This is a genomic window from Massilia sp. P2_C2, from assembly GCF_056404615.1.
In genome coordinates, this window is record NZ_JBFUDR010000639.1 from 1 (window position 1) to 925 (window position 925).

General features: G+C 65.2%; 2 protein-coding genes. One reads left to right on the top strand and one right to left on the bottom strand.

The features are described from left to right. A partial coding sequence (locus AC1DYX_RS31535) for an EAL domain-containing protein (protein ID WP_477266196.1) occupies nucleotides 1–513 on the top strand: 513 nt, incomplete at its 5' end. Between the two features lie 25 nt (nucleotides 514–538). Here the strand turns inward: AC1DYX_RS31535 and AC1DYX_RS31540 are convergent. Further along, nucleotides 539–925 (bottom strand): energy transducer TonB (locus tag AC1DYX_RS31540; RefSeq protein WP_477266198.1); only part of this gene is annotated, 387 nt, incomplete at its 5' end.

Here is a 925-nt window from a genome sequence, read left to right on the forward strand (position 1 = left end):
GTGCCCGTGTCGATCAACATCTCGCCACGCCAGTTCAACGATACCGATGTCGCGCAGACGCTGCGGGGGGCGCTGGAGCGTCATGGCGTCGAYGCGAGCCTGGTGGAAGTCGAGCTGACCGAGTCGTCCGTGATGAATGAAACGGCTGCGGTTGTGAGCGCGATCAAGGCAATCCGCGAGACCGGCATCAAGGTATTGCTGGACGATTTCGGCACCGGCTATTCATCGTTGTCGCAACTGTACAAGCTCAATTTCGACGGCCTGAAGATCGACCGCGCCTTCATCGTCCAACTCGGCAAGACCGAGGGCGGGATCGTGATCGTGCGGGCGATCGTGACGATGGCCCGCGCGCTCGCGATGCACGTCGTCGCGGAAGGCGTGGAGACCATGGAGCAGGTCGACATGCTGCGCGCGCTCGAATGCGACGAGATCCAGGGCTGGCTGATTTCGAAGGCGATGCCGCCGGCGGAGACGCAACCGGTGGCGCGCAATTTCGTGCTGATGGAGGCGTAGGGCGCCTGCCGTTGCAGGCGCGCCGTCAATGGTTCACCCAGGAGAACCGGAATGGCTCCCACGATGGCACCGGTATCTTGTCGATCGTCGCTGCCACGAAATGACATCTGCGCGCGCTTTTCAGGGCGGTCTGGTCGAGAATCGGCTGGCCGCTCGAGCGAACGAGACGTGCGTCCGTCACCTTGCCGTCGACGTTGACCAGTACAGCCAGGATCACATCGCCGGCGAGCTGGCGTTGTTCGGCGCTCCACGGCAGCCTCGGGCGTTCGCAATTGGCCGGGTCCAGCACCGCGCGCACCCTGACGGAGGCCCCGCCACCGCCAGTGCCTGCGCCCACGTCGCCGGCCCCGGTGGTGCCGGTGCCTTCGGGTTTGCCGCCGGCCACCTCGACCGGCATCGCATTGTCGACGTT